Here is a 2,092-nt window from a genome sequence, read left to right as displayed (position 1 = left end):
GAAGTCGGTCCTGCCGACTTCCTGCGCCGGGCGAAGACGCGTGGGAACACCACCCCTGCGCGAGCTACGACCTCAGATCACCCGGCGGGGCACCGAACACAATTCCGGGCTCGGAGCACAACGATGGGCCGTGGAGCGTGCGTTCGCTCACCTGCACTGGTTCCGTCGCCTAGGGACCCGCTGGGAGATCCGAAACGACATCCACGAGGCCCTCCTCAACCTCGCTTGCAGCACCCTCTGCTGGCGGCGGCTGAAGATGAGACCCAGCCGTGTTAACTATCGGCACTCCGGGCGGCTTTGAACCCGCGATCCTGGATCACTGGGAAGGAGCGTTCGGTGGTGGCAACCCAGGCATCGATCTCGGTATGCGACGACCTGATGGCACTGATCAGCGCCTCGATCACGTCCAGCTTCGGCTTACCGATGTTCCGACTGAGCTCGTCCATCGACACCTCCTGGTACGACATGACCAGTTGCCACCAGAGCCGCATGAGGAAGCGGCATTCCTGCGGGTCGCGATCGTCCGCGAGGCGATCATGAATGACCCTCCGGACGCGCCGCCGCTGCTCGTCATCACGAAAGCCAGTGCGGAGGTCAGTCAAGGTCACGCCCAGACACTAGCAACCGCGTTCGCTCCCGCCCGGCCCGGGCCTCAAGGCTGGGCATTCCGTCAGAAGTTCCAAGGCCTACAGCTGTCGCCGGAACCAGCGCTACCTGCGCAGACATCAAGCACACCGTCAGCCCGCCTACGTCTTCACCGACACCGTGACCGTTGACCTCGATCCGACTGCCGTCCACGCTCTGCCGGGCTGCCCCCGTCAGCCGACTTCCAGCTCGCCGGCTCGTTGCGCGAGCTCCCCCGCGCTGTCGTCCCGGTCCGGACCGTGGAGCCATGGGTTCTGTGCCGCTTCTCGCAGGAGAGCTGGCTCATCGGGCCTCTGCAACAGCACGGGCCGATAGGCGAGGATGCGAATCCACACCGGTAGCCGGCTGTCGACCAGGTTCGGGCAGAGCTCCCGCCACATCGACAGGATCGCGTCCGCATCCGCGAACGTCAGCTCTTCGCCGAAGTAGTGCTCGCGGTGTTTCCGCCGGGTAGAACCTAGTGCCGCATCAAGCAACGTTTGCTCTGCTGATGCTGCCGGGCAAGAGCTGATCAATACCGGATGGTCGAGGACTTCTGCTCGTATCCTGTGCCGCATGACCGATGACATGGAGATAGAGCGCTACCGGCACGAGACCGTGGAGCTGACGGCGGGGGAGCTACTCGAGGCTCTCAGCGGATTGCCTGCCGAGACCCGGTACGTATCGACGTGCCGCTGCGTCCGAGGTCGGGCGAGATGAGGGACTCGGTCGACTCGGGCGTCCACCACTTCGTGGTGAGCGGAGTCGTCCTTCATGACGCCGACTACCTCCGCCGGGACGAAGTGGTCCTGCAGGCAGATTTCAGCTCGGACTGGTACGTCCGCCGAGTCGGATCGGACGCCGGAGAAGAGTGACTTGACGCTGCCCGGGATGGCGGTTCGGGCGACGTTCGCCCGGCTGGCCACGGTGCGAAGGCGCTCATCGGCGGCGTGCTTGTTCCGCCAGAGGATGTAGCGGCGGATCATGCTGCCCTGGGCCGGCCTTGTGGCTGGAATGGTCGGTTCCGTCGAAGGCGAAGTGGCGCAAGGCGGTGGCGATCTCACGAAGCCGCACGCGTTCAGCCACGTGATCATTCTGGCGGTCCAGCGCCACCCGGCACAGCAACCGGACGGCACGTCACAACGAGGCGAAGGTTGCCCGATGCGGTACTAGGCCGTGTCTCGCAATTGATCTTGTGGTGGGTCATTGCTCCTCGGCTCGCAGCCACAGGATCAGCGAAGCGAGAACGACGCCGGCCCGGTAGCGCTTGGCCAGCTTGTCGAACCTGGTGGCCACGGCCCGGAACTGCTTCAGTCTGGCGAAGCAGCGCTCAACGACGTTGCGACCCTTGTAGGCGGTCTTGTCGAAGGCCGGCGGCCGCCCGCCCCCGCGTGCGGGGGGGGCGCCGGCGGCGCAAGGGTGGCGGCGGTAGGGGGTTGTTGCCCGGATGCCCCCCCCCCGCCGCCGG

At 65.9% G+C, this 2,092-nt stretch carries 3 protein-coding genes and 3 pseudogenes; 2 read left to right on the top strand and 4 right to left on the bottom strand.

From position 1 onward, the window contains the following. Nucleotides 1-40 precede the first annotated feature (40 nt). Nucleotides 41-301, top strand: coding sequence for a transposase (locus ABT247_RS33190; protein ID WP_502892548.1), 261 nt, complete (start codon nt 41-43; stop codon nt 299-301). On the opposite strand, the gene ABT247_RS33185 is transcribed toward ABT247_RS33190, so the two are convergent. Beyond that, on the bottom strand, nt 273-608 hold the full coding sequence (locus ABT247_RS33185) for a hypothetical protein (RefSeq protein WP_350750267.1): 336 nt from the start codon (nt 606-608) through the stop codon (nt 273-275). The two genes, ABT247_RS33190 and ABT247_RS33185, sit on opposite strands and share 29 nt — an antisense overlap. A gap of 210 nt (nt 609-818) precedes the next feature. Beyond that, on the bottom strand, nt 819-1,214 hold the full coding sequence (locus tag ABT247_RS33180; RefSeq protein ID WP_350750265.1) for a hypothetical protein: 396 nt from the start codon (nt 1,212-1,214) through the stop codon (nt 819-821). Between ABT247_RS33180 and ABT247_RS33720 the strand changes: the two are divergent. After that, nucleotides 1,201-1,499, top strand: a pseudogene (locus tag ABT247_RS33720) (DUF6225 family protein). The gene ABT247_RS33180 and the pseudogene ABT247_RS33720 overlap by 14 nt on opposite strands. A gap of 27 nt (nt 1,500-1,526) precedes the next feature. On the opposite strand, the pseudogene ABT247_RS33170 reads toward ABT247_RS33720, so the two are convergent. Both ABT247_RS33170 and ABT247_RS33165 read right to left on the bottom strand, forming a co-directional pair. Next, nucleotides 1,527-1,680: pseudogene (locus tag ABT247_RS33170) on the bottom strand (transposase); the annotation flags it as partial. A gap of 147 nt (nt 1,681-1,827) precedes the next feature. Then, a pseudogene (locus tag ABT247_RS33165) lies at nt 1,828-2,092 on the bottom strand (IS5/IS1182 family transposase); the annotation flags it as partial.

The sequence above is a fragment of the Kitasatospora sp. NPDC001539 genome (assembly GCF_040298565.1).
Classification (GTDB): domain Bacteria; phylum Actinomycetota; class Actinomycetes; order Streptomycetales; family Streptomycetaceae; genus Kitasatospora.
This window is presented reverse-complemented; position numbering and strand designations above follow the sequence as displayed.